This is a genomic window from Streptomyces sp. NPDC002265 (genome assembly GCF_040296125.1).
Taxonomy (GTDB): Bacteria; Actinomycetota; Actinomycetes; order Streptomycetales; family Streptomycetaceae; genus Streptomyces.
Genome location: NZ_JBEOWS010000150.1, coordinates 1 through 21406 on the forward strand (window position 1 = coordinate 1; position 21406 = coordinate 21406).

The window sequence follows — 21406 nt, forward strand, 5'->3', positions numbered from 1 at the left end:
AGACCACGGGCGAGCCCCTTCACACCCTGGGCACGGTCGACTCCGCGGGCGGGGGGAGCGGATGTCCGACGGCCCGTCCAGGGGGCGGCGGGTGCTCTCGACGCACCTCGCCACCCGGTCCTCGGGATCAGCGGTGCGAGCCGCCGCTGCTGGGGTTGTGGCCCTGGTCGCCGTCGGCGCCCTCCAGGGAACCCGAGGCGGCGCTGCCGAGCACCTGGGCCGCGGTCACCGCCGCGCCGACGATCGCACCGGCCGGTCCGCCGGCCGCTGCCGCCGCCCGTCCGGCACCGGCACCCGCGCCCGCGCCGCCCGCCCCGGCTCCGCCGCCCGGGCCCCTCGTGCCCCTGGAACCGCCGGAGCCGTTCACGCCCGCCGACCCGGAGCCGCCGGACGCGCCGCTCGGACCGGGTTTGCCCGACGCGCCGGAACTGCCGCCGCCGCTGCCGCCGAGCGACCGGGCGCCGGAGGCGAGCGCGCCGCCCGCCGCCTGCGCCCCGCCGCCGTAGGCGGAGGCACCGCCGAGCGCGGCGGTGGCGGGCACCACCAGTTTCAGCAGTGCCGGCAGGGCGACCGCGGACAGCAGCATCACACCGATACCGGCGATGCGTTCGTTGACCGCGTTGCCGCCCTGATTGCCGTCGTCGCTCGACACGATCATCTCCGAGCCGGCGTACAGCACCAGAGCCGCCGCGGGTTTGTACAGCAGCCAGGCGATCATCCAGCCGATGTGCTTGCGCCACCAGCCACTGCCCCAGTCGGTCATCGATGCCGCCGCGGCCAGCGGGAGGGTGCCCAGCAGCAGCGTCATGACGCCGAGCCGGATGTACATCAGGATCGTCTGGATGATGCCGGCGATCAGCAGCAGGAAGGCCAGGACCAGCAGCAGGAAGGCCTCGATCCCGGAGCCGTCCGAGCAGGCGCCGACCTTGGTCAGCACGTCCTGGGCGCCCGTGTTGAACAGGTGCGTGGAGTAGTCGTCGGCGACCGCGGCGGCCGCCAGGACGACGGTGGTGGAGGCGCCCGACACCAGGATGACCCGCAGCAGCCCCTTCAACGCGGCGGTGCCCGCGGTACCGCGCCGTTCGACGGCCATACGCGCGGCCGCGAAGAGCAGCGAGCCGACCGCGAGGTAGACGACGAGCCACTGCGTCTGGCCGTTGACGTTCTTCGCCGTGGTGGTCCCGGCCAGGGTGGGCACCCCGGTGGCCAGGGCCCCGAACACCGCGATGGCGCCCGCGAGGATGGTCTTGGCGATGAGTTCGACGATGGTGCCGATCGGGTCGCCCAGGAAGTCGAAGAATCCCTTCACCAGGTCGAGGACCGGACTTCCGGTGGAGCCGCAGTTCATGTCAGGCCCCCCACAGGACGTAGCCGGACGGGTTGCCCTGCACGGTGGTCACGGACGTGTGCAGGGAGCCGTCGTCGTCGGGCAGGACCTTCCAGTCCCCGTCGCTGAAACGCAGCACGATGGTGGTCTGCGCGTAGCCCTGGCCGGTCCTGATCAGCAGGCTGACGTGCGCGGCACGGCCGGTGTACGAGGTCACCGCGAAGCCCGCGTACGTGCCCACGGACAGGCCGGGGCTCTGCTCGACGCTGTCGATGTCCGGGACGGTCGAGCGCTGGAACTCGAACAGGTCGCGCCCGTGCCCCGCCACCACCTGCTGGCGGCTGACGGTGCGCCAGCTCGACCCGCTCATCTGGGAGGGGATCACGGTCGCCGCCAGCGCGGCCCCGAGCGGCGTGTGCGCGTAGCACCACCGCAGAGGCCCGGTCGTCCGGGTCGGCCCGGCCGACGCGGAGACCGGCACCCGCGCGACGCCGAGCGTGTGCCAGCTGATGTCCTTCGGCGCGGACGCGGGCAGCGCGTCCCCAGCGCGGTCGTCGGTCCGGCAGCCGTCGGGCCGCCCGCCCTTCGGCGCCGACGCGCCGGACAGCGGGCCGTCGGCCACCGCCGCGTTCGCGTCGTCGCCGCCGGACGTCAGCGCGACGAACCCGGCCAGCAGCACCACGAGGCCGAGGAACCCCGCCGACAACTGCCAGTTGCGCTGCCTCCAGTACGGTCCGGACTCCTCGGTCCGCCGTTGCCTGCGCATGAGCATCCCGCCCGTCCGCCCGCTCACGCGAAGACGAAGCTGACCAGCGGACCGGCGGTGGCGACCAGCACACAGCCGCCCAGCACCATGCCGAGACGGCTCATGTGCTCCGAGCTCTCGCCGCGCTTGAGGGAGACGGCCATCATCGCGCCGGTGACCAGCACGCCGAGCACGCCGGCCGCGGTACCCGCCCAGGCCACGATGCCGAGGACCGTGTTGACCTTGCCGGTCAGTTCGCCGGGGGCGTTGCTCACCGGTTGCGGCACACCGCCGGAGGGGGCCGGAGCGGCGGCCAGGATGTTGGAGGCTTCGAGGAGCAGTGAGGACATGGAGATCTCCGTGGAATGGGTGCCCCGCGTGCGCGGGACGGGGACGGTCGGTGGGGGAAGGCGCGCGCGGACCTACGGCCCGAGGAGGGACAGGTCGCCGAGGAACGACACGAGCGGCCCTGCGGTCGCTGCGACCAGGCAGGCGATGGTGACGAAGAAGACGCCGCGGAAGTGGACGCCGCCCTCGCCCGGTTCACCGCGGTTGAGCTGGACGGCCATGTTGATGCCGACGACCATCAGCCCGAAGACGCCGCCGGCCGAGGCGCACCAGGCGAGCAGATTGATGATCGTGTGCGCACCCTCGGGCGGGGTGTAGGTGTCGGCCAGGAAGCGGACACCGAGCAGGGGAGGGATCACGACACTGCCCCCTCGCCGTGGCGCGCGCCGCCCACCAGTTCGGCGAGCCGGTCGAGCTGCCGGGGCAGGACCTTCGGGGTGGCGCCGGTGCGCCATGCCGGTATCCACGGCACCCGCCGTACCGGGACGGCCGAGCGCAGCACGCGGATACGGCGCAGCAGACCGAGCGGCAGCCGGCCGGGGGCGTCGGCGACGAGGACCACGGCGAGCAGGTCGAGTCCCTGCGGGGCGCGCCCGTCCTTCAGCGCGCCGAGCGCCTGTGACACGGACCGCAGTCCGCGTGCGCTGGTCCGCCCGACGAGCACGATCCGGCGTGGCTCGCCACGCGCCGGGTCCGGCCAGCGGGCCCCGACGTCCGTCCCTCCGAGTACCTCGACCAGGGAGGTGACACCGGCGCCGCCGTGCGCCTTGACCCAGCCGACGTCGTCGCGCGACCGGCCCCGGACCGGGCCGGGGCGGCGAGGCTCGCCCCAGGCCGGTTCGGGGGAGGGGACGGCGGAGAGACGGCTCGGGGACTGCGGGGCGGACCGGGGCGCGGATCGCGGAGCGCTGTGGTCCGCCGCGGGCGCCGCTCCGGGGGCGGAGGCGGTGCTCTGAGCGGGGGCGGCGGTCCGTGCCGTCGCCGGGGCCTGCGCGGCCGCTGTGGCCTGTGCCGCGTCGGGGGCTTGCGCCGCGCCCGGGGCTTGCGTCGCCGCAGGGGTCTGCGTCGGCCCGGTGGCAGGCGCCTGCCCGGTGACCGGTGCCTGCGCGGTGGTCGGCGACTGCCCGGTGGCCGGTGTCGGCCCGGACCTGGGGGTGCTCGGCCCCCGGACCCAGCCTCCCGCCTGGACCGGCGGCCTTGCGGAAGACGTTTCCATGGCTGCCCCGCCCCCTTCTTGCCTCGTGTGTCCGCTGCTCTGACTCAATTTGGTTTCCACTGATTTGAACTTGTTTGTTCCGTGGCCCGTTTCGATCTCCCGAGCCGGTCGGACAGCACAACGGGCCGCCCAGGTACAGCGGTTCAAGGTGAGAGGAAGAAGGCGGACACCCATGGGCGTGGATCAGGGAGAGAAGGGCGGCGCGCCGCCCCGGGCGTCGGCCGGTCAGGACGAGGAGGGCGGGTCGAAGACCGCCAGGAACACGGCGATCGCCGCCGGGGGCGCCGGCTGCCTGCTCTTCCCGCTCGGCCTGGCCGGCGGGACCGTCATCGTCATCGTCTTCTGCGGGTTCGGCGTGCTGCTGGCCCCGCTCATCGCGATCTACCTGCTCTTCCACAGCATCTTCGGCGGCGGGGGCGGCGGCGACATCCCGGGCCCGAGCGACGCGAGTTCGGTACTGGCCGTCTTCCAGGGCGACGGCCAGGGCGACCTCGACACCTCGACGGTCCCCGAGGACCTGCTGGACCCCATCCAGAAGGCCGGCGCGGTGTGCAGCGCCATCGGCCCGATCGTGATCGCGTCCCAGATCGAGAAGGCGTCCGGCTTCAACGCCTCGTTGACCGGCCCGGACGGCAGACAGGGCATCTCGCAGCTGCTCCCCGCCGTCTTCACGCAGTACGGCAAGGACGACGACGGCAACGGCAAGACGTCCGCGCTGGACGCCAAGGACTCGATCATGGCCCAGGGGCGGTACATCTGCGATCTGGCCGGCCAGGCGCAGCAGTTGATCGACGCCAACGAGGCCGTCGGCAGCGTCCTGGATCTCGCCCTGGCCGGGTACGACGTGGGGATGGACGCCGTCCGCGCGGCCAAGGGCGTGCCGAAGACGGCCGAGGCGCAGGGGTATGTCGCGGCGGTCCGCGCCCAGTTCGCCAAGTACGCGGGGGTCGCGGCCATCCCGTCCGGCACGCCCACACCCACCGGTGTCCAGACCTCCCTGCCCACCGCCGTGCCCACCGAGTCCCTCTCCCCGACACCCGCTCCCTGAGGAGGACGGCCATGACCCGCTACGAAGTACTCATCTCCGACGAGGGGTTCGCCGTCGTCGACGGGGAGTCCCTCGTCCCCGCGACGGGGCAGTCCGTCCACGAGGCCGTACTGGACCGCCTCCAGCAGTACGCCGTCGAACGGGACGCCGCCGTCGAGGCGACCGTGAACGACGGCTCGGAGAGCGGCCAATTCGTCCTGGAGGTGTCTCCGGACGGCTCCAGCCGCCTGCTCGCCCCGACGGCGAAGGCTCAGTCCGAGCAGTCCGAGCAGTCCGAGCAGTCCGAGCGGCCGGATGTCGGATCCGTGCCGCGGGAGGCATCCCCGCCGCAGCCCGGCCCGGCCGACGAAAGCGCGGCTGGCGGGCCGCCCGAGGAGGGCCTGGCCAAGGGCAGCTCGGCCGGCGGTACGACCGAGGACAGCGCGGTCGGCGGTACGGCCGTCGCCACTGCCGTGGCCCGGGCTGCCGCCGCCGCACGGGCCGCCGCCCCGGCATCGGCCTTCGTACCGACCCTCGTACCGGCCGTGCTGCTCCCCTCGGAACTCGCCGGACCGATCGGCCGGATCAACGACCTCGCGGCCGCCGGACTGCTGGACGAGGCGTACGCGCTCGCGACCGAACTGCGCGAGAACCTGACCGAGGAGGCGGGCGCCGACGATCCGCACGCACTGGAGACGCGGGCCGTGGAGGCATACATCGCGCACCTGCGCGGCGATCACCGGCAGGCCGTCGTGCTGGCCCTGGCCGTCGCTCGGATCCGGTGCCGCGCCGGGGACCGGCGGGCGCCGGAGGACGTGGTGCGGGCGGCGGCCGCCTGGCAGTGGCTCGACGACGACCGCGCGGCCGCGGCACACGGGCGCGAACTGCTGCACATGTGGGACCAGTTGGACCACCACGGCGCGCTGTTGCCGGTCCACGGAGAGCTCGCCGGACGGGTCCGCAGACGGGTGGACGCGCTGGAGGAAGCCTGTCTCTGAGCCTTCCCGCACCTGCTGTGACCTGCGCGTATATCGCCGTCATCGCGATGTGGACCGGTTGTGGATCGCCCGTGGACGGCACATCGAACGAACGTGCATCGCCCGTCGCGACACTCCGAGCTCCAGGAGACCTGGCCCCCGGTCCGCCCACCGGGGGCCAGGTCACCCCGAAGAGCAGGAGCACACCATGAACGTGACGGTCATCGGATCGGCATGCGCCGTCTCCCCCGAGGAGCGGGCGCTGCGGGACCTCTACCTGCAACACGGCCCGGCGCTGTACTCGTACGTGCTGGGCATGCTGGGCGGGGACACCCACCGCGCCGAGGACATCCTCCAGGAGACGCTGCTGCGCTGCTGGAACAAGCGGACCCTGGCCGACGGCGAGGGCATGGCGGTGCGCCCCTGGATGTTCCGGATCGCCCGCAACCTCGTCATCGACGCGCATCGCACGCGGATGGCCCGGCCGGCCGAGATCGCCGGCGACACCTGGCTGGCCGACATGTGTGCCGAGGCCGACGACATCGAACGGATGCTGTCGTCGATGGTCGTACGGGACGCGCTGCGGTCGCTGACGCCGGCGCACCGTGAGGCACTCCGGGCGACGATCTTCGCGGACCGGACCACGCAGCAGGCGGCCGACGTCCTCGGCGTCCCGCAGGGCACGGTGAAGTCCCGGGTGTACTACGCCCTGCGCAGCCTGCGGACAGTGCTGGCGGACCACGGATTGAACTGAACACCCCTTGTCATACGGCCGGTTCAGCTCGGTCCTGGTCCTGGCCCTGGTCCAGCTCGTGCAGCCGGTGCCGTACCACGTCCGCCTCCGCGTGAGCGAGTTCCTCCAGCAGGGCGAGCGCCGCACCCAGCGCCGTACGCGCGGCGCCGCGGTCGCCGGTGGCGAGGTGGGCGTCCGTGAGATGACGCAGGACGTCGGCTTCCAGGAACCGGTCCCCGATTCCGTGGAACAGCCGCGCCGACACCTCGAAGTGCTCGATCGCCTCCGGGTACCGGGCGAGATGGTGCAGGGCGTAGCCGAGGGTGTCCTGCGTGGACGCCTCGCCGTAGGGGTCGCCCAGGTCCTGGTAGAGCACGATGGCCTCCGTGCAGCGTTCCAGGGCCTTCCCGTGCTCGCCGATCAGGATGTACGTCCACGCGACCTGGTTGAGCACACCGGCCTCGCCGCTGACGTCGTCCTCGGACCGGTACAGTTCGACGGCTCGCGCGTAGTGGTCGAGCGCCTCGTCGCGGCGGTCGGTCCGGTTGCACAGGTAGGCGAGGCCGCGATGGGCGCGGGCCTGGCCGCTGGGGTGGCCCGCCGCCAGGAACAGGCCGAGAGCGGCCTCGAGGTGTTCCCGTGCCTGCGCCGCGTGGTTGAGCTGCGAGTGCGCCACGCCCAGTCCGCACAGGGAGTACGCCTGTCCGGTCACGGAACCCAGCTTCCGGGCCGACCACAGCGCCGCGGTGTTGATCTCCAGCAGGTCGTGCCAGTAACCGAGCCGGTTGAAGTAGACGTCCAGGGCCGCGGCGATGCGCCAGGCGTGCGCGTCGAAACCGTGCGCGGCGGCGTGGGCGACGATCTCGCGCAGCACGTACCGCTCGGTGCGCAGCCACGCGGTCGCTCGGGCACGGTTGTTGAACCGCAGCGGAGCCACGTCCGTTGTGCTCGGCGGCAGGGGGATCCGCTCACGGAACGGATCGAGGACGACGGAGGCCTGGTGCGCGCTGAACAGGAAGTGGTCGTGCATCCTGAGCAGCGCCGCGCCGCGCGCCGGTTCGTCGTCCTCGGCGTGGGTGAGCTCCGTGGCGTACGCGCGCAGCAGGTCGTGGAAGTCGAACCGTCCGGGTGCCCGCTCGATGAGCAGACTCGCCCCGGTCAGCTCGGTCAGTACCGTGCGCACCCGGCGGGCGGGCACATCGGCCAGCGCGGCGGCCGCGTCGGTGGTGATGTCGGGGCCGGGGTGCAGGGCGAGGCGGCGGAAGAGACCGGCCGCCTCGGGGGAGAGCGCGCGGTAGGACCAGGAGAAGACGGCGCGGGCATCGGTGCCGAGGTCGCCGCCGGAGAAGGCGTCCAGACTGCCGTGGTCCTGGCGCAGTTCGGCGGCGATGTCGGCGAGCCGGAAGCCGGGGTGCAGGGCGGCGCGCGCTCCCACGATCGACAGTGCGAGCGGCAGCCTGGCGCACAGTCCGACGATGGCCCGGGCGGCCTCCGGCTCGGCGTCGACGCGTGCGTCGCCCAGCCGGCGGGCCAGCAGTTCGAGGGATTCCCCGGCGGACAGCGGGCCCAGCGTGAGCGGATGGGCGCCGTGCCGGGCCACCAGCCCGCTGAGCCGGCTGCGGCTGGTGACGACGACGAGACAGCCGGGGGCGGCGGGGAGCAGCGGCACGACCTGCTCGGTGTCGGCCGCGTTGTCCAGCACGATCAGGACCCGTCGGCCGGCCAGGACGCTGCGGAACAGGGCGGCCTGCGCGTCGAGCCCTTCGGGGACCGCCTGCTGGGCGATGCCGAGCGCCACGAGGAACGTCTCGATCGCCTCGCCCGGTTCCATCCGGGATGCGGACGGGTCGTAGCCGCGGAGGTTGACGTACAGGCTGCCGTCGGGGAACCGGTGGGCGGTTCGGTGGGCCCAGTGCACGGCGAGGGTCGTCTTGCCCGCACCGGCCATTCCGCTGATCAGACCGATCACCGTGGTCCGCGGATGCTCCCGGTGCGGCAGCAGCGCGGCGAAGTCCTCGAGTTGGGCCCGACGCCCGGTGAACATGGCGAGATCGGTGGGCAGTTGACTGGGCCGTACGATGGCAGCGGGACGGGCCGGATCGTCCTGGCCGGCCGTGCCGTCGTCGCCGTCGAAGTCCGGGTCGGGGCCGCCTGCTTCGTCCGCGAAGTCGGGGTCGGGGCCGTCCGCTGCGTCCGCGAAACCCGGACGGCCGGGGCCGGGATCAGGGCCGCCCGTTCCGCCGGTGGTGAGCGGGCCGGTCGAACCGCCGCCGCTCGTCGGTGTGCCGGAGAAGTCGAAGGGGCCCGGTGCCTCGGCGCGGGAGGGCGCCACCGGTGCGGGACCGTCCGCGAGGAGCCCGGCGTGCAGGGTGCGCAGGCGTGGGCCCGGTTCGATGCCGAGCCGCTCGGCGAGGATGCGGCGGGTGCGGTCGTACACGTCGAGCGCCTCCGCCCGGCGCCCGCTGCCGTACAGGGCGACGAGGAGCAGCTCGCAGAGCGTCTCGCGCAGCGGGTGCGTCTCGTACAGGGCGGTGATCTCCGGCAGCACCCGCGCGTGCCCGCCGAGGTCGACCTCGATGCGCAGCCGCGTCTCCAGGACGGCCAGCCGACGTTCCTCCAGCCGGCGCCGCTCGATCTCCGCATGCGGCCCCGGCACCCCGGCGAGCGGGACGCCCTCCCACAACTCGAGCGCGCTCGAAAGGAGTTGTACGGCGGCCAAGTCGTCGCCCGCGGCGCGCCGGGCCTCGGCCCGCCCGACGAAGTCCTCGAACCGGTCGATGTCGCCGATGACGGCGTCGCGGCTCAGGGCGTACCCGTCACCGAGGGAGACCACGAGCCGCGGTGCCTCGTTCAGGGGCCGGTCGGGTTCGAGGAGTCTGCGCAGCCGGGAGACGTAAGTCCGCAGCACGGAGACGGCCGCCGTCGGCGGTTCGGTGCCCCAGATCCCGTCCACGAGTTCGCCGACACCGACCGCCCGGCCGCGTCGCAGGAGCAGCAGGGCGAGGACGGCGCGCTGCTGGGGCGGTCCGAGCACCAGCTCCGTGTCGTGCCGCCAGGCGCGCAGCGGACCCAGCACACAGAACCGGAATGACTCCTTCGAACGTGCGTCCATCCGCAGGACAGTAGCCAACGAAGGCCTCGCCGTCAGGCGGAACGGTCGTTCCCGGACATGCGCCCGGCGACCTCGTCCGGAACCCGCGGTAACCGGGGTCCGTTTTCGAACGATCTTGCCTGGAGCGGGAACTGCGCGGGAGTGACGGCTGCTTCGCGGGAATGATGGGGATGTGTGCGCACGAGTGCTGGGGGGACGCAGTGGCCGTCTACGATCTGAAGAGCCGCCTGGTCGTCGGTATCGCTTCCAGCGCGCTGTTCGACCTGGCGGAGGCGGATGCCGTCTTCCGCGATGAGGGCGCGGACGCCTACCGCGCCTATCAGGAGGAGCACCTGGGCGACACGCTGGACCAAGGCGTCGCCTTCCCCTTCATCCGCAGACTGCTGTCCCTGAACGACCTCTCACCCGAGGACCCTCTGGTCGAGGTCGTCATCCTGTCCCGCAACGATCCCGACACCGGGCTGCGGGTCATGCGGTCCATCCAGTCGTACGGCCTGCCGATCAGCCGGGCCATCTTCATGCAGGGCCGCTCGCCCTATCACTTCATGCCCGCCCTGAACATGTCCCTGTTCCTGTCCGCGAACGAGGACGACGTACGCGAGGCCGTCGCGCTCGGGCTGCCCGCCGGCCGCGTGCTCGGCCCGGCAGTGGCCGACGAGGAGGACGACCGGGATCTGCGGATCGCGTTCGACTTCGACGGAGTCCTTGCAGACGACGCCTCGGAACAGATCTACCAGTCCGGCGGCATCGACGACTTTCGCTTCCATGAGACGACGAACGCCGCCACCCCGCACGACCCGGGCCCTCTGCGGGACTTCCTCGCAGGCGTCAACCGGGTCCAGCGGCGCGAGGAAGAACAGCGGGCAGCGGACGCCGACTACAGGATCCGCGTCCACGTCTCTCTCGTCACCGCCCGTGGCGCACCCACTCACGAACGCCCGGTGCGCAGCCTGAAGAACTGGGGTGTGACCGTCAACGACGCCTTCTTCCTCGGCGGCGTGGACAAGGGCACGATCATGGAGGTCCTCAGGCCCCACATCTTCTTCGACGACCAGGTCGGCCACCTGACCGGTACCGCCCGCAGCACGCCCAGCGTGCACATCCCCTTCGGGAAGATAAACGAACCGGACCGCTCGGAGTTCTAGTCCTGCGACTGGGATGTCGGGGCGCGGCGGACCGCCGAGACCAGTCCGCCGGGCTGTTCCTGTCGCTGCGGCGGGGTGCTGATCGGGCGGCCGTAGGCGGCGGCGCGTTCGCGCAGGGTGTGGGTGTCGGCCTCCCAGCCGTGTCCGGCCAGCCAGGCGACCGGGTCGTCGGGCATCTCCGAGACCCACAGGGACGCCGCCGATCCCGGCGCGGCGTCCGTGGCGAAGCGCTCGATCACGCCGGGCGAGCCCAGCGTCAGTCCCATCCGGCTGCCCGGCGCCGACTGTGTGCTGATCCGGGCCAGCAGCAGCTCCACCGCGTCCTGAGGCAGATAGATCAGCAGTCCTTCGGCGATCCACACGGTCGGTACGGCCGCATCGTGCCCTGCGGCGGCCAGCGCGGCCGGCCAGTCCTCACGCAGGTCCACCGCGACGGTGATCCGCTCGCAGCGGGCGACGGCCCGCTCCTGGCGCAGTACCGAAGCCTTGAAGTCCAATGGGACGGCGGTGTCGACCTCGAACAGCCGGGTGCCCTCGGGCCAGTCCATCCGAAAGGCCCGGCTGTCCATGCCGGCGCCGAGGAGCACGACCTGCCGGATACCGGACGCGCAGGCCTGCCGTACCAGGTCGTCGAGGAATTTCGTCCTGATGACGATGGAGAACGACACGGCCAGCCGGCGCAGTCGCGCCGCCTCGTCATCATCGGGCAGCGGCGTCGAGGAGGGCCACAGGCCGCCCGCGGCGGCGAAGGCCCGTGCCAGTGGGTCGCGGAACAGCGCGTTCTCCCGCTCGCTCTCCAGCGCCCGCACCCTGGCCACCCCTACCGCCGTGGCCCACACGCCCGACGGCCGCACCCGCTCCTGCCCATCAGTCATCGCGCCAGCCTAGACGAACGACGAACCTGTCCGCCTCGATCGGCGGAGGCGGTTCACCCGGCGCCGTGGTAACCGTGGTCCCTCCGGAACCTCATGGGATCGGTGCCGACTGCTCGGATGTGCCCGAACAGCAGGGACCGTACCGTTTGTCAGGAGATGCCTCGGTGATCACGACGGGCCCGGCACGGTTCAGTAGCTCCCGCATGCGCGCTGTGGTCGTAGCGTCCTCATGCCTGCCCGTCGTTCACTCGTTCGGTGTCGAGCCTGTCGGCAGGCACTCGCTCGATCCGGGTCCAGCCCCTCCAGCCACGTTCCTTCAGTATGGCCAGCACCAGTTCGGCATTCGGTGCGGACTCGAGCACGGCCGAGTCCATCAGGTCGACGAACTGGTCGTCCAAGCCGTCGGCACCCCCCACCTCGCCGGCCTCCACGGCGCGAATCATCAGACGTTCCAGGATGTCGGCGATCTCGACGATCCGCGGATCGTCGGCCGGCCAGTCGAACCCCCCGGTGAAGAAGCTGTAGAGCCTCACCATGTCGGGGTCGTCCAGCTCCTCGTGCTTCTTGGCGATCACGGAGTCGATCAGATGCGGCACCTGCGCGGCGATCATGATCCAGGCATCCCGCTCCAGCTCGATGTACGGCTCCCCGACGCCGAGGCCGCGCAGCCGGTCGAGGTAGCCCACGACGCTCGGCGGCAGCGCCAGGTGCTCTCCGGTGGCGAGGCGGGCGAGTCGGCTGCGGGTGTCCTGCAGCCGCCGGATCTCGGCGCGCAGATGCTTGTCGATCTCCTGGACGCCGTCGGCGAACTCCTGCGGGCCGGCGCCGAGGAGTTCCTGCACCCTGGCCAGCGGTACGCCGGCATCGGCCAGGGTGTGGATCCGGATCAGCCGCACGACCGCGGCGGCATCGTAGGTCCGGTACCCGGACCGGTTGCGCTCGGGCTCGGGCAGCAGCCCGATCTTGTGGTAGTGGCGTACCGCCCGTACCGTCACCCCGGCGTACGCCGCGAGCTGGCTGATGGTGAGCATGGATCCCAGCCTGCCTCAGGCGATCTTCCGGCGGTAGGCGGCCATCGCGAAGACGTACGCCACGACCAGGATGCCCGTGCACCACGCGAGCGCGGTCCAGATGTCGCCGCCGACCGGACGGCCCGTGAACAGAGCACGGATCGTGTTGACGATCGATGTCACCGGCTGATGCTCGGCGAACCAGCGCACCGGGCCGGGCATCGTCTTCGTGGGCACGAACGCCGAGCTGACGAACGGCAGGAAGATCAGCGGGTAGGCGAACGCGCCCGCTCCCTCGACCGACGACGCGGAGAGCCCGGGGATCACGGCGAGCCAGGTCAGCGCCAGGGTGAACAGGAGCAGGATGCCGGCGATCGCGAGCCATGCCGTCACTCCCGCCCCTGAGCGGAAGCCCATGAGCACAGCGACGCCCACGACGAGCACGAGCGCGATCAGGTTGGCGACCAGCGAGGTGACGACATGGGCCCACAGCAGTCCCGACCGCGCGATCGGCATGGACTGGAACCGCTCGAAGATCCCGCTCTTCACATCGGTGAACAGCCGGAAGGCGGTGTAGGAGACGCCGGATGCGATGGTCATGAGCAGGATGCCGGGCAGCATGTAGTTCACGTACGGAACCTGCCCGGTGTCGATGGCACCGCCGAACACGTAGACGAACATCAGCATCATGGCGACCGGGGTGATGACGGTCGTGATGATGGTGTCCATGCTGCGTGTGACATGGCGCAGGGTCCGCCCCGTGAGCGCGGCGGTGTCGCTGAAGAAGTACGCGGTCATTTCCGTCCCCCCGTGGTCACGCCCGTGGCGTCGCTCTTGTCGCCGGCGCCGACGACGGCGAGGAAGATCTCCTCCAGGGTCGGCTGCTTCTCGACGTACTCGACCTTGGCGGGCGGGAAGAGCCGCTTGAGCTCGGCGAGGGTGCCGTTCACGATGATCCTGCCCTGGTGGAGGATCGCGATCCGGTCGGCCAGCTGCTCGGCCTCTTCCAGGTACTGCGTGGTCAGCAGCACCGTCGTTCCGTTTCCGGCGAGTTCCCTGACCGCCTCCCACACCTCGATGCGGGCCTCGGGGTCGAGTCCGGCCGTCGGCTCGTCCAGGAAGATCACCGGCGAATTCCCTACGAGACTCATCGCGATGTCCAGCCGGCGGCGCATCCCGCCCGAATACGTGGCGACCCGCCGCGCGCCCGCCTCGCTCAGCGAGAACCGCCGCAGCAGGTCGTCCGCGATCCCGCCCGGGTCCTCGAGGTGGCGCAGCCTGGCGACGAGGACGAGGTTCTCCCGGCCGCTGAGGATCTCGTCGACGGCCGCGAACTGCCCGGTGAGACTGATGGACTCCCGCACGTTCGCCGGTTGCGTGGCGACGTCGAAGCCATTGACGCCCGCCGTCCCCGCGTCGGCCGTCAGGAGCGTGGCGAGGATCCTCACGGTCGTGGTCTTGCCCGCTCCGTTGGAGCCGAGCAGGGCGAAGATGCTGCCCGGCGCCACGCCGAAGTCCACGCCGCGCAGCACTTCGAGCTTCCCGTACGACTTCTGCAGACCCTGTACGCGAATCGCCGGACCGGCGATCGATGGGGCTGTCATGCTCATCTGCCTCCTTCACGGAACTGTTCCGGGCGACTGCGCGGAAGCTCCTGCCGGAAGGATGGAGGGTTGCCCCAGCGTCAAGGTCAAGCCCGCTCCGACCACGTGATCCGGATCGCGTTGACCTCATGTGGCACACAGCCGGGCTCACCCGACGTGCGCTCAGCGGCCCCGCCGGAACCAGCCGCGACGGGTGGGCGACACCGGTTCGGGCTGCGCGGCGCCGAACGGCGGAAGGGTCTTGAAGCCGTCGTCCAGGACTACGGTCGGGCCGATCCGTCGGAGGGCGCCGCGGACCAGGGACAGCGGGTGGGACGGGAACTGCTCGTCCCACTCCTTGTGATCGGCGACGTGGTACGGCAGCGGGAGTTCGAGATCCGGCGCGTACGGATGCGCCTGGAAGTAGTCGGCGGGACCGACCCGGTCGAGGATCACGGCTTCGCGCAGGCCGGTCATCCCGCTCTCGGCAGCCTGGATCTTGACTACCGTGCTGCACCGGTCCCTAATCGCCATCATGGCGGACATCATTGCGGCCGCCCTTCCCGATTTTCGAGCCGGGGTGGCCGGCGAGCGGGCGGTCCTGACCGGCTTGTGCCGTCTGTGACGGTGCGAGCGTTCGGCGATGCCGCTCGACTCTGCCGCGACCGCGTTCTTCGGCCCGGCTCGGTCAGTGCTCTTCGGACCGGTGTACGAGGTCGCTGGGATCCGTGTTGGCGCCGCAGAGGACGACGCAGATCTTCTCGCCCGGACCGGGCCGGTAGCCGTGGCCCGGTGCAGTGGTCCGGCCGGGCCGGTCCGCGGAGGTGAGGGCGGCGAGAGCGGTGGCCGCACCGTGTTCCACCGCCACCTTGCGGTGGTCCCACAGGGCCTGTCGGGCGCGGACGATCTCGGCGTCCGGTACGAGCACGGAGTGCACTTCGTCCTGCCGGGCGGCGTGCAGGGCCATGGCGGAGACGCGGCGTGCGCCGAGGGAGTCGGCGGCGACCGAGTCCACGGTGACATCGGTGACGGTGCCGGCCCGGAGTGCGGCGTCGAGGGCGCGGCAGTTCTCGGGTTCGACCGCGACCGTGCGGATGCCGTGGTGCCGGGCGGCGGTGGCCACTCCGGCGAACAGGCCTCCGCCGCCGACCGCGACCACCACGGTGTCCAGGCCGGGAATGTGGTGGCGGATCTCGTCCAGCAGAGTGCCGGCCCCGGCGGCGATGAGCGGATGGTCGTAGGCGTGACTCGCCAGGGCGCCCGTGGTGTTCGTGAACTCCTCACAGGCCGCGAGGGCTTCGGCGTACTCGGAGCCGACGAGGCGCACGTCGGCGCCGTAGCCCCGCAGCTTGGCCACCTTCACCGCCGGGGCGTTGGCCGGCAGGAAGACGGTGGCCCGCACTCCCTGTTGCTGCGCAGCCCAGGCGCACGCCAGTCCGGCGTTGCCGCCGGAGGCGATGGTGACTCCGGCGTCGGGGAAGGTGCCTGCTTCGCGGTGGGCCCGGATGAAGTTCTGGGCGCCGCGGGCTTTGAAACTTCCGGTGTGCTGCATGAACTCGAGGGCCAGCCATACCTGGCAGGGTTCCTCGGGCCGGTCGTCGGTGGGGTAGCGGCGGGCGGTGCGGACGGTACCCGGGTCCACTGGGGCGACGGCGACGGGCCGGACGCGTCCGGCGATCCGGTCGGTGGCGGCCTTGACGTCGCCGTAGGTGAGGGCGTGCATGGTGTTGCTCCAGTCAGGGTCGGGACCAGGCGATGAGCCGGCCGGGCTGAACAGCAGCGCGTCGCCCGCAGGGGTCAGGCACACGTATCGCCGGCGCTCGACCGTCGCGGACCGGCAGCCGTCGGCCGCCGGAACCGACCCGCGTCGAGACGCCGGAACTGCCGGCATGTCGCCTCCGCGCGGGACGGTGAGCCTAGCGTGGCGATACGATGTACCGTACGCTGACTCGCATGCCTAGGCAATCCGCTTCCCTGGACCTCGCCACCCCTCGGCACATCGCCGAAACAGCCCTCCGGATCGTGGACCAGGACGGGCATACCGCCCTCAGTTTCCGCACCCTGGCCGCGGCGTTGGACATCTCCGTCGCCGCACTCCAGCGCCGCTGCACCGACCTGGCCGGCCTGCTGGACCTGGTCACCGACCAGCTGGCCGCCCGTCTGCCGCAGATCCCCGCCGACGCCGACTGGGCCAGTGCCACCGAGCAGCGGTTCAGCGCGCTGTACGAGCTGCTCACGGCCCATCCGGGCTTGGTCGCCCTGCGCGGCGCGCGGCCCTGGCTCGGCCCGCAGCTCCTCAAACGGCTGGTGGAGCCGCAACTCGCCCACTCCCTCAAGGCCGGCATGACACCCGAGGCGGCGATCGTCACCTACCGGCGGCTGTACCTGCTCACGCTCGGCAGCGCGAGCTTCGTGGATCACCGAGATCCGAAGACCGCCCAGACCACCACCCGCCAGGCACTGGCCGCGCTCGACCCCGAGGAGTTCCCGGAGCTGACAGGCCACCTGCCGGCACTCCTGCCCGCCCTGGTCGACCACGAGGTCTACTACGGCGCCCTCCGTCAGCTGATCGACGCCGCCGTGCCGGCACGGGTCGGCGCCGAGGGGAGCTATCGGTATGTGGGGCCGCCTGAGCTGCGGGCCCTCGTCCGGCCGGAGGCCGAGGGCCGAAGCATGCGCTCGGCGGCGGACTTCGACGACTGGGTATCGACTCTGACCGCCGTGGAACTGGCTGAGCCCTTCACGTTCGTCGTCGACTCGGCGGGTGTGCTGCGACTGGCGCCGCGCCGGAGCGAGCACGTGATCTGTGCCGGCGGTGGCCCTGTTCTGGGTGCCGGGGAGATGAGTTTCCGCACGGAGGGCGGGCGGTGGACGGTCGGTGAGGTGAGCAATCAGTCGACCGGATACTGCCCGGACGTCAGCTCGTGGGCGGCTGTCGCGCGGGCTCTGGACGCAGCTGGGATTGACCATCCAGCCGGCTTCACCCATGAAGTGCTGTTCCGGCGCTGTCCCGCCTGCGATCAGCTGAACATCGTTCGCGACGAGCATTTCGTCTGCGTCTTCTGTGACGAGGAACTGCCGCAGGAATGGAACGTGGACAGGCCCTAGTGGGCCTGGGGCTTGGCAGTGGGTTCCGGGACTGTCCGTGATCACCTGGTGGTCGCGTTCAAGCGTGATACGCAAGTCGTCACGATCCAGGAGGATTCAGGTGAGCACGAGCGGGGCCCACACGGCAGCTTTCTTCCGCGAGATCGCTCGGACTCGTACCGTTTGGTGGGTTCGAGACGACGATGGCTGCCCGACCCCGGTCTCAAGTTCCGGCCACCCAGCCTTCCCCTATTGGTCGTCGGAAACCCGTGCGCAGCGCGCGGCTCAACTATGGGGTCCGCAATTTCGGGCTGTCTCAATGCCGTTGGATCACTGGCGAAGCGCGGCTTTGCCGGATCTGGCCGAGGACGACGTCCGGGTAGGGATCAACTGGAGTGGACAGCGCCTGACCGGATGGGACTTCACTGTCGGCGAAGTGGTCAATCGCCTCGTTCACGCGCTCGGCGAGCCACCGTACGACCGGTAGATTCGGGGTTCCGGCTTGAGCCCACCCCGGTCGCCTACTGGTCGACGGTGAAGATCACCGCGCTGCCGTTCCGTGCCGCGGTGCGGTAGAAGTCCTTCAGTCCCGGCAGGAACGCCTGGGTGTACGCGATGTCCTCGGCGTTGCCGGTGCCCTGGTAGTCGTTGAACGTCAGTGCGGCGAAGCGGTTGCTCAGCCAGTCGTCATCCACGGGTTCGAGGGCCGCCGCGACCTCGTGGACCTGCTCCGGGGCGACGTAACAGACGATGTAGTCGTCGCCCTCGTGCAGGGGTACTCCACCGAGGATGACGTGCGACAAGGGGTACTCGCCGTTCTCGAAGGCGAGATCACCGTCCGTGAAGCAGCGGTGCAGTGCGTCCCAGGACTTGTCGAGCTCGCAGAGATGGTCCAGGTCCCAACGCTCCTCGACCTCTTCGACCAGCTCGAGGACCGTGTCATCGTCCCGGCAGGCCAGGAAGCGTTCGGCATCCTGGGCGCCCAGGGCGAAAAGCACCGCGCGAGCCGCCATCGTGTTCTCCCACCGCCGTGACGATTTCGTTCGGCGTGATCCAACCACACGACCGCCCGGTGGATGCGTGCGCGTCCCGCTGTCGTCCCGCCTGCTGTTCGGCCCCGGGCTGAGCGAGCTCCTTGCTCAAGTCACGCCACACGCCGTCGTCCTGGCCTGAGTCGCCGGCATCAACCCGTGGTGCGAGGCCGAACGGAGGCAGCGGCTTCCGCCGCGGCCTGGAAGTCGAGGACGGCCCCGCCGTGGTCCCTCGCCCAGTTCGTCAGGACCTCGATGGGCTCGACGAGGGTCCGGCCGAGGTCGGTGAGGCTGTACTCGACCCGCCGCGGCGCTTCGGCATGGCGTGCGACCAGGCCGTACTGCTGCAGCCGGCGCAGCGTCTGGGTGAGGACCTTGCGCGAGACACCGCCGATGAGTTCGACGAGCTCACCGTGCCTGCGCGGCTGTTGGCTGAGCCCGAAGAGCACCAGCACGGCCCATTTGTCGGCGATGATCTCGACCGCCAGGCGCGTGGGGCAGTCGGCGAGGAAGGCGGGTCCAGCCACGTTCTGCATGACAATCGAAGGTACCAGGAGGTAACGCACGGCTCCGTAACGTCCTTCGCGAGCAAGGAAATCAGCACCAGATGCGAAGGGGTCACCATGCCACGAGTTGTCGTGTTCGACGAGTTCGGCGGACCGGATGTCCTGCACGTGGTGGAGGAGCCGATGGTCGAGCCCGCAGCCGGCGAGGTACGGGTCAGGATCGAGGCGTTCGCCGTCAACCCGCTCGACCGGATGATGCGTTCCGGTACCTCGCCGGCGAACGTCCCCCTGCCGCACGCTCGCCTCGGCGTCGAGGGAACCGGCGTCGTCGACGCGCTGGGCCCCGAGGTCACCGGGCTGGACATCGGCGATCCGGTCATCCTCGCGGCCATTCCGGACGCGAGCGCCAGGGGCAGCTACGCCGAATACACCACCGTCCCCGCGAGCCAGGTCGTCGCCCGCCCGGCCGGGCTCGCGATCACGGAGGCGGCTGCGATCTGGGTCGCCTATTCCACCGCGTACGGCGCACTCGTCGAGAAGGCGAGGATGCGGCCTGGCGACCACGTCCTCATCACGGCCGCGTCCGGCGGTGTCGGCCGGGCGGCGATACAGATCGCCCGTCAGATCGGTGCCGTGCCCATCGCTCTCACTCGGCACACCGCGAGGACGGACGATCTGCTGGCCGCCGGTGCCGCCGCGGTCATCGCCACCGACCAGATGGACGTCGTCGACGCCGTCCGCCACCACACCGGCGGGACCGGCGCCGACATCGTCCTCGATCTTGTCATGGGCCCCGGTCAGCAGAGTCTTGTGCAGGCGGCCCGACCTGGCGGAACCCTGGTCGCCGCGGGTTTCCTGGACCCCCGGCCCACACCGTTCCCGAGCGGTCCGCCGCTCACGATCTTCAGCTACCGAAGTTTCGAGCACACCCTCGACGCCGTCGTGGTCAGGCGCATGGCGGCCTTCCTGAACGCCGGTGTGCGCCTGGGTGCACTGCGGCCCGCCCTCGACAGGGTGTTCACCCTCGACGACGTCGTCGAGGCACACCGTCACCTCGAGAAGGGGCTCCACGCCGGAAGGAAGATCGTCGTCACGGTCTAGGTGCGTCGAGCACGACAGTTGTCGACGCCCGTGGGGTGTGTGGTCAAGAGGGCCGTGTCATCCGGGCGTTGGAAGTCATTCAGCGATGGTGGGCGAGCGCAGGGCAGTGTCCAGCAGGCGGATCAGCTCGCCGACCCGTCCACCGCCGGCTGGTGGCGCCGGGAAGCGTTCGAGTACGTCCACGACGGCCGGTGACGCACGGTGCACTGCTCGGTCGACATGTTCGGCACCCGTGCCCGGATCCTGGCCGGGGACGAGTTCGGCCGCTCGTGCCGCGTGAGCGGCGGCTCCGAGGATGTGCTTGACCTGGGTGGCTTTGGCCAGCGGGTGCAAGTAGGCGGCGCCTGCGGCGGACATCGCTGCCCGAGCCGCCTCACCCGCAGCCGCAGTGTCCGCACTCTTGGCTGCCTTGAGGGCCGCCCAAGCCGTGTCGCGCAAGGCCTTGCCTCGCTCACCACCCCGAGCGAACTCCCACGCGGCGCTGATGGCGTCTCGGGGCCGCGAGTCGTCGGGCTGATCGGCCTCGAACACGTCGAGCACCGCTTCCGCGCACGCCGCGGCGAATGCGGTGACATCACGAAGGTCCTGCTTGCTCAGGGCGATCTCGCTCTCGTCCTCTGCCATGAATCCATCCTCGAGCATGGCACTGGACGGCGAGGCGGCAGGGGAGCTGCGGGCTGCCGGTCGTGGTCGGGCCGCTTCGGCCGGCCGCTGCGGGTGTCCTTCGAGGACCAGCGGTTTTCGGTGCCGTGAGTGGTCGCCTATCACGGCTCGCCTCGACGCATCCGTAGCGACACGCCGGTATCGAGTGGCCGTGAGCGCTCAAAGATCCACCGAAGGGACTAACCGTAGATCAAAGTGCTGCTTGCGACGGTGATCTGACCGCGTGTCGGCTTCGGAAAAAGCCGCAAATACCCCGATTGGCCCCCTCCTGCTGATCTTTCAATATGACCAATATGTCGCCTATGGGTAAGTTCGATCGCAAGCCGACTGACGGGTCGGCATCCCTGAAACAGGAGACAGTGAGATGAAGCTTCGTTCCAAGGCGGTCGCCGCCACTGTTACGGCCGCCGCGGCTCTGGCCGCGACCGGCATCACCTACGCCTCGGCCGCGTCCGCCCCGGCCGAGTCCGCTGCGGCTCCCCAGGTGGCCCCGGTCACCCAGGCGGCTCCGGCCGCCAAGGCGGCACCGGCTCCTCAGGCGGCTCCGGCCGTCGCGGACCTGCCCGACGGCCGCGGCGGCGGGCAGAACGGCGACGACGGCGGACGTGACGGGGGCGACGACGGCGGTCGCGGCGGTGGAGGCGGCCGGGGCGGCGACGGAGGCGGCCACGGCGGTAACGGGTACCGGGGAGAGGGGGGCCGCATCTTCATCAACGAGCGGTCGTACTCCGCTTACCCCGGTGACTGCATCACCGTGGTCAGCGGCCTGGGCGCATGGAGCCTGAACGTCCGCAACGAATCCCGTCGGACCGTCGAGGTCTTCCGGGGTGCGGTCTGCGACAACGGCGCTCCCGTCGCCACCGTCGGCCCCTGGAGCTCCAGCGACGGTGTGCACCCGGGCCGCACCCGTGCCGTCGACA

At 71.1% G+C, this 21406-nt stretch carries 23 protein-coding genes; 8 read left to right on the forward strand and 15 right to left on the reverse strand.

Features of this window, described 5'->3' with window-relative positions; translation table 11 throughout:
• Positions 1-127: 127 nt before the first annotated feature.
• From ABT085_RS24710 to ABT085_RS24730, 5 genes are all read right to left on the reverse strand, one after another.
• The gene (locus tag ABT085_RS24710; RefSeq protein ID WP_351611856.1) at positions 128-1348 is read right to left on the reverse strand and encodes a hypothetical protein; all 1221 of its coding nucleotides are present in this window, start codon (positions 1346-1348) and stop codon (positions 128-130) included.
• Position 1349: 1 nt separating this feature from the next.
• Complete coding sequence (locus ABT085_RS24715; protein ID WP_351611859.1) at positions 1350-2120, reverse strand: DUF8175 domain-containg protein; 771 nt, start codon at positions 2118-2120, stop codon at positions 1350-1352.
• The gene (locus ABT085_RS24720) at positions 2117-2422 is read right to left on the reverse strand and encodes a hypothetical protein (RefSeq protein WP_351611861.1); all 306 of its coding nucleotides are present in this window, start codon (positions 2420-2422) and stop codon (positions 2117-2119) included. The genes ABT085_RS24715 and ABT085_RS24720 overlap by 4 nt, the downstream gene beginning before the upstream one ends.
• A 72-nt stretch (positions 2423-2494) precedes the next feature.
• The gene (locus ABT085_RS24725; RefSeq protein WP_351611864.1) at positions 2495-2779 is read right to left on the reverse strand and encodes a hypothetical protein; all 285 of its coding nucleotides are present in this window, start codon (positions 2777-2779) and stop codon (positions 2495-2497) included.
• Positions 2776-3636, reverse strand: coding sequence for a hypothetical protein (locus ABT085_RS24730; protein WP_351611867.1), 861 nt, complete (start codon positions 3634-3636; stop codon positions 2776-2778). The genes ABT085_RS24725 and ABT085_RS24730 overlap by 4 nt, the downstream gene beginning before the upstream one ends.
• Positions 3637-3808: 172 nt before the next feature.
• On the opposite strand from ABT085_RS24730, the gene ABT085_RS24735 reads away from it, so the two are divergent.
• From ABT085_RS24735 to ABT085_RS24745, 3 genes are all read left to right on the forward strand, one after another.
• On the forward strand, positions 3809-4684 hold the full coding sequence (locus ABT085_RS24735; protein ID WP_351611869.1) for a lysozyme family protein: 876 nt from the start codon (positions 3809-3811) through the stop codon (positions 4682-4684).
• Positions 4685-4695: 11 nt separating this feature from the next.
• Complete coding sequence (locus ABT085_RS24740) at positions 4696-5661, forward strand: hypothetical protein (RefSeq protein ID WP_351611871.1); 966 nt, start codon at positions 4696-4698, stop codon at positions 5659-5661.
• Positions 5662-5848: 187 nt separating this feature from the next.
• The gene (locus ABT085_RS24745) at positions 5849-6394 is read left to right on the forward strand and encodes a sigma-70 family RNA polymerase sigma factor (RefSeq protein ID WP_351611873.1); all 546 of its coding nucleotides are present in this window, start codon (positions 5849-5851) and stop codon (positions 6392-6394) included.
• Between the two features lie 10 nt (positions 6395-6404).
• Here the strand turns inward: ABT085_RS24745 and ABT085_RS24750 are convergent, their stop codons facing one another.
• Positions 6405-9485, reverse strand: a complete 3081-nt coding sequence (locus ABT085_RS24750; RefSeq protein ID WP_351611876.1) for an AfsR/SARP family transcriptional regulator — start codon at positions 9483-9485, stop codon at positions 6405-6407.
• A 200-nt stretch (positions 9486-9685) separates the two neighbouring features.
• Between ABT085_RS24750 and ABT085_RS24755 the strand changes: the two genes are divergently transcribed.
• On the forward strand, positions 9686-10630 hold the full coding sequence (locus ABT085_RS24755) for a 5'-nucleotidase (RefSeq protein WP_351611879.1): 945 nt from the start codon (positions 9686-9688) through the stop codon (positions 10628-10630).
• Here the strand turns inward: ABT085_RS24755 and ABT085_RS24760 are convergent.
• From ABT085_RS24760 to ABT085_RS24785, 6 genes are all read right to left on the reverse strand, one after another.
• Positions 10627-11505 carry an SAM-dependent methyltransferase gene (locus tag ABT085_RS24760; RefSeq protein ID WP_351611882.1) on the reverse strand — a complete coding sequence of 293 codons (879 nt, stop codon included), beginning with the start codon at positions 11503-11505 and terminating at the stop codon, positions 10627-10629. The two genes, ABT085_RS24755 and ABT085_RS24760, sit on opposite strands and share 4 nt — an antisense overlap.
• A gap of 227 nt (positions 11506-11732) precedes the next feature.
• Positions 11733-12536, reverse strand: a complete 804-nt coding sequence (locus ABT085_RS24765; RefSeq protein ID WP_351611885.1) for a MerR family transcriptional regulator — start codon at positions 12534-12536, stop codon at positions 11733-11735.
• Between the two features lie 15 nt (positions 12537-12551).
• Positions 12552-13313 carry an ABC transporter permease gene (locus ABT085_RS24770; protein ID WP_351611888.1) on the reverse strand — a complete coding sequence of 254 codons (762 nt, stop codon included), beginning with the start codon at positions 13311-13313 and terminating at the stop codon, positions 12552-12554.
• Positions 13310-14119 carry an ABC transporter ATP-binding protein gene (locus ABT085_RS24775; protein ID WP_351611890.1) on the reverse strand — a complete coding sequence of 270 codons (810 nt, stop codon included), beginning with the start codon at positions 14117-14119 and terminating at the stop codon, positions 13310-13312. The genes ABT085_RS24770 and ABT085_RS24775 overlap by 4 nt, the downstream gene beginning before the upstream one ends.
• A gap of 162 nt (positions 14120-14281) precedes the next feature.
• The gene (locus ABT085_RS24780) at positions 14282-14635 is read right to left on the reverse strand and encodes a hypothetical protein (RefSeq protein WP_351611893.1); all 354 of its coding nucleotides are present in this window, start codon (positions 14633-14635) and stop codon (positions 14282-14284) included.
• A 151-nt stretch (positions 14636-14786) separates the two neighbouring features.
• A complete protein-coding gene (locus ABT085_RS24785) occupies positions 14787-15821 on the reverse strand; it encodes a threonine/serine dehydratase (protein WP_351611896.1) in 1035 nt (344 codons plus the stop codon).
• A 911-nt stretch (positions 15822-16732) separates the two neighbouring features.
• Between ABT085_RS24785 and ABT085_RS24790 the strand changes: the two genes are divergently transcribed.
• A complete protein-coding gene (locus ABT085_RS24790) occupies positions 16733-17206 on the forward strand; it encodes a hypothetical protein (protein ID WP_351611915.1) in 474 nt (157 codons plus the stop codon).
• A gap of 100 nt (positions 17207-17306) precedes the next feature.
• Positions 17307-17672 carry a DUF2750 domain-containing protein gene (locus tag ABT085_RS24795; RefSeq protein WP_351611898.1) on the forward strand — a complete coding sequence of 122 codons (366 nt, stop codon included), beginning with the start codon at positions 17307-17309 and terminating at the stop codon, positions 17670-17672.
• A 34-nt stretch (positions 17673-17706) separates the two neighbouring features.
• Here ABT085_RS24795 and ABT085_RS24800 read toward each other — a convergent pair whose 3' ends face one another.
• Positions 17707-18198 carry a DUF1877 family protein gene (locus ABT085_RS24800; protein ID WP_351611900.1) on the reverse strand — a complete coding sequence of 164 codons (492 nt, stop codon included), beginning with the start codon at positions 18196-18198 and terminating at the stop codon, positions 17707-17709.
• A 170-nt stretch (positions 18199-18368) separates the two neighbouring features.
• Complete coding sequence (locus tag ABT085_RS24805; protein WP_351611902.1) at positions 18369-18752, reverse strand: winged helix-turn-helix transcriptional regulator; 384 nt, start codon at positions 18750-18752, stop codon at positions 18369-18371.
• A gap of 87 nt (positions 18753-18839) precedes the next feature.
• Between ABT085_RS24805 and ABT085_RS24810 the strand changes: the two genes are divergently transcribed.
• A complete protein-coding gene (locus ABT085_RS24810) occupies positions 18840-19823 on the forward strand; it encodes a zinc-dependent alcohol dehydrogenase family protein (RefSeq protein WP_351611905.1) in 984 nt (327 codons plus the stop codon).
• Positions 19824-19898: 75 nt separating this feature from the next.
• Here the strand turns inward: ABT085_RS24810 and ABT085_RS24815 are convergent, their stop codons facing one another.
• A complete protein-coding gene (locus ABT085_RS24815; RefSeq protein ID WP_351611907.1) occupies positions 19899-20447 on the reverse strand; it encodes a putative immunity protein in 549 nt (182 codons plus the stop codon).
• Positions 20448-20850: 403 nt separating this feature from the next.
• Between ABT085_RS24815 and ABT085_RS24820 the strand changes: the two genes are divergently transcribed.
• Positions 20851-21406: hypothetical protein (locus ABT085_RS24820; RefSeq protein ID WP_351611912.1), on the forward strand; the 556-nt coding region annotated here is incomplete at its 3' end.

Coding starts and splice junctions, on each gene's coding strand:
- ABT085_RS24710 (WP_351611856.1), bottom strand. CDS start 1,348: ATGAACTGCGGCTCCACCGGAAGTCCGGTCCTCGACCTGGTGAAGGGA.
- ABT085_RS24720 (WP_351611861.1), bottom strand. CDS start 2,422: ATGTCCTCACTGCTCCTCGAAGCCTCCAACATCCTGGCCGCCGCTCCG.
- ABT085_RS24730 (WP_351611867.1), bottom strand. CDS start 3,636: ATGGAAACGTCTTCCGCAAGGCCGCCGGTCCAGGCGGGAGGCTGGGTC.
- ABT085_RS24735 (WP_351611869.1), top strand. CDS start 3,809: ATGGGCGTGGATCAGGGAGAGAAGGGCGGCGCGCCGCCCCGGGCGTCG.
- ABT085_RS24740 (WP_351611871.1), top strand. CDS start 4,696: ATGACCCGCTACGAAGTACTCATCTCCGACGAGGGGTTCGCCGTCGTC.
- ABT085_RS24745 (WP_351611873.1), top strand. CDS start 5,849: ATGAACGTGACGGTCATCGGATCGGCATGCGCCGTCTCCCCCGAGGAG.
- ABT085_RS24750 (WP_351611876.1), bottom strand. CDS start 9,485: ATGGACGCACGTTCGAAGGAGTCATTCCGGTTCTGTGTGCTGGGTCCG.
- ABT085_RS24760 (WP_351611882.1), bottom strand. CDS start 11,505: ATGACTGATGGGCAGGAGCGGGTGCGGCCGTCGGGCGTGTGGGCCACG.
- ABT085_RS24765 (WP_351611885.1), bottom strand. CDS start 12,536: ATGCTCACCATCAGCCAGCTCGCGGCGTACGCCGGGGTGACGGTACGG.
- ABT085_RS24770 (WP_351611888.1), bottom strand. CDS start 13,313: ATGACCGCGTACTTCTTCAGCGACACCGCCGCGCTCACGGGGCGGACC.
- ABT085_RS24775 (WP_351611890.1), bottom strand. CDS start 14,119: ATGACAGCCCCATCGATCGCCGGTCCGGCGATTCGCGTACAGGGTCTG.
- ABT085_RS24780 (WP_351611893.1), bottom strand. CDS start 14,635: ATGATGGCGATTAGGGACCGGTGCAGCACGGTAGTCAAGATCCAGGCT.
- ABT085_RS24785 (WP_351611896.1), bottom strand. CDS start 15,821: ATGCACGCCCTCACCTACGGCGACGTCAAGGCCGCCACCGACCGGATC.
- ABT085_RS24800 (WP_351611900.1), bottom strand. CDS start 18,198: ATGGCGGCTCGCGCGGTGCTTTTCGCCCTGGGCGCCCAGGATGCCGAA.
- ABT085_RS24805 (WP_351611902.1), bottom strand. CDS start 18,752: ATGCAGAACGTGGCTGGACCCGCCTTCCTCGCCGACTGCCCCACGCGC.
- ABT085_RS24810 (WP_351611905.1), top strand. CDS start 18,840: ATGCCACGAGTTGTCGTGTTCGACGAGTTCGGCGGACCGGATGTCCTG.
- ABT085_RS24815 (WP_351611907.1), bottom strand. CDS start 20,447: ATGGCAGAGGACGAGAGCGAGATCGCCCTGAGCAAGCAGGACCTTCGT.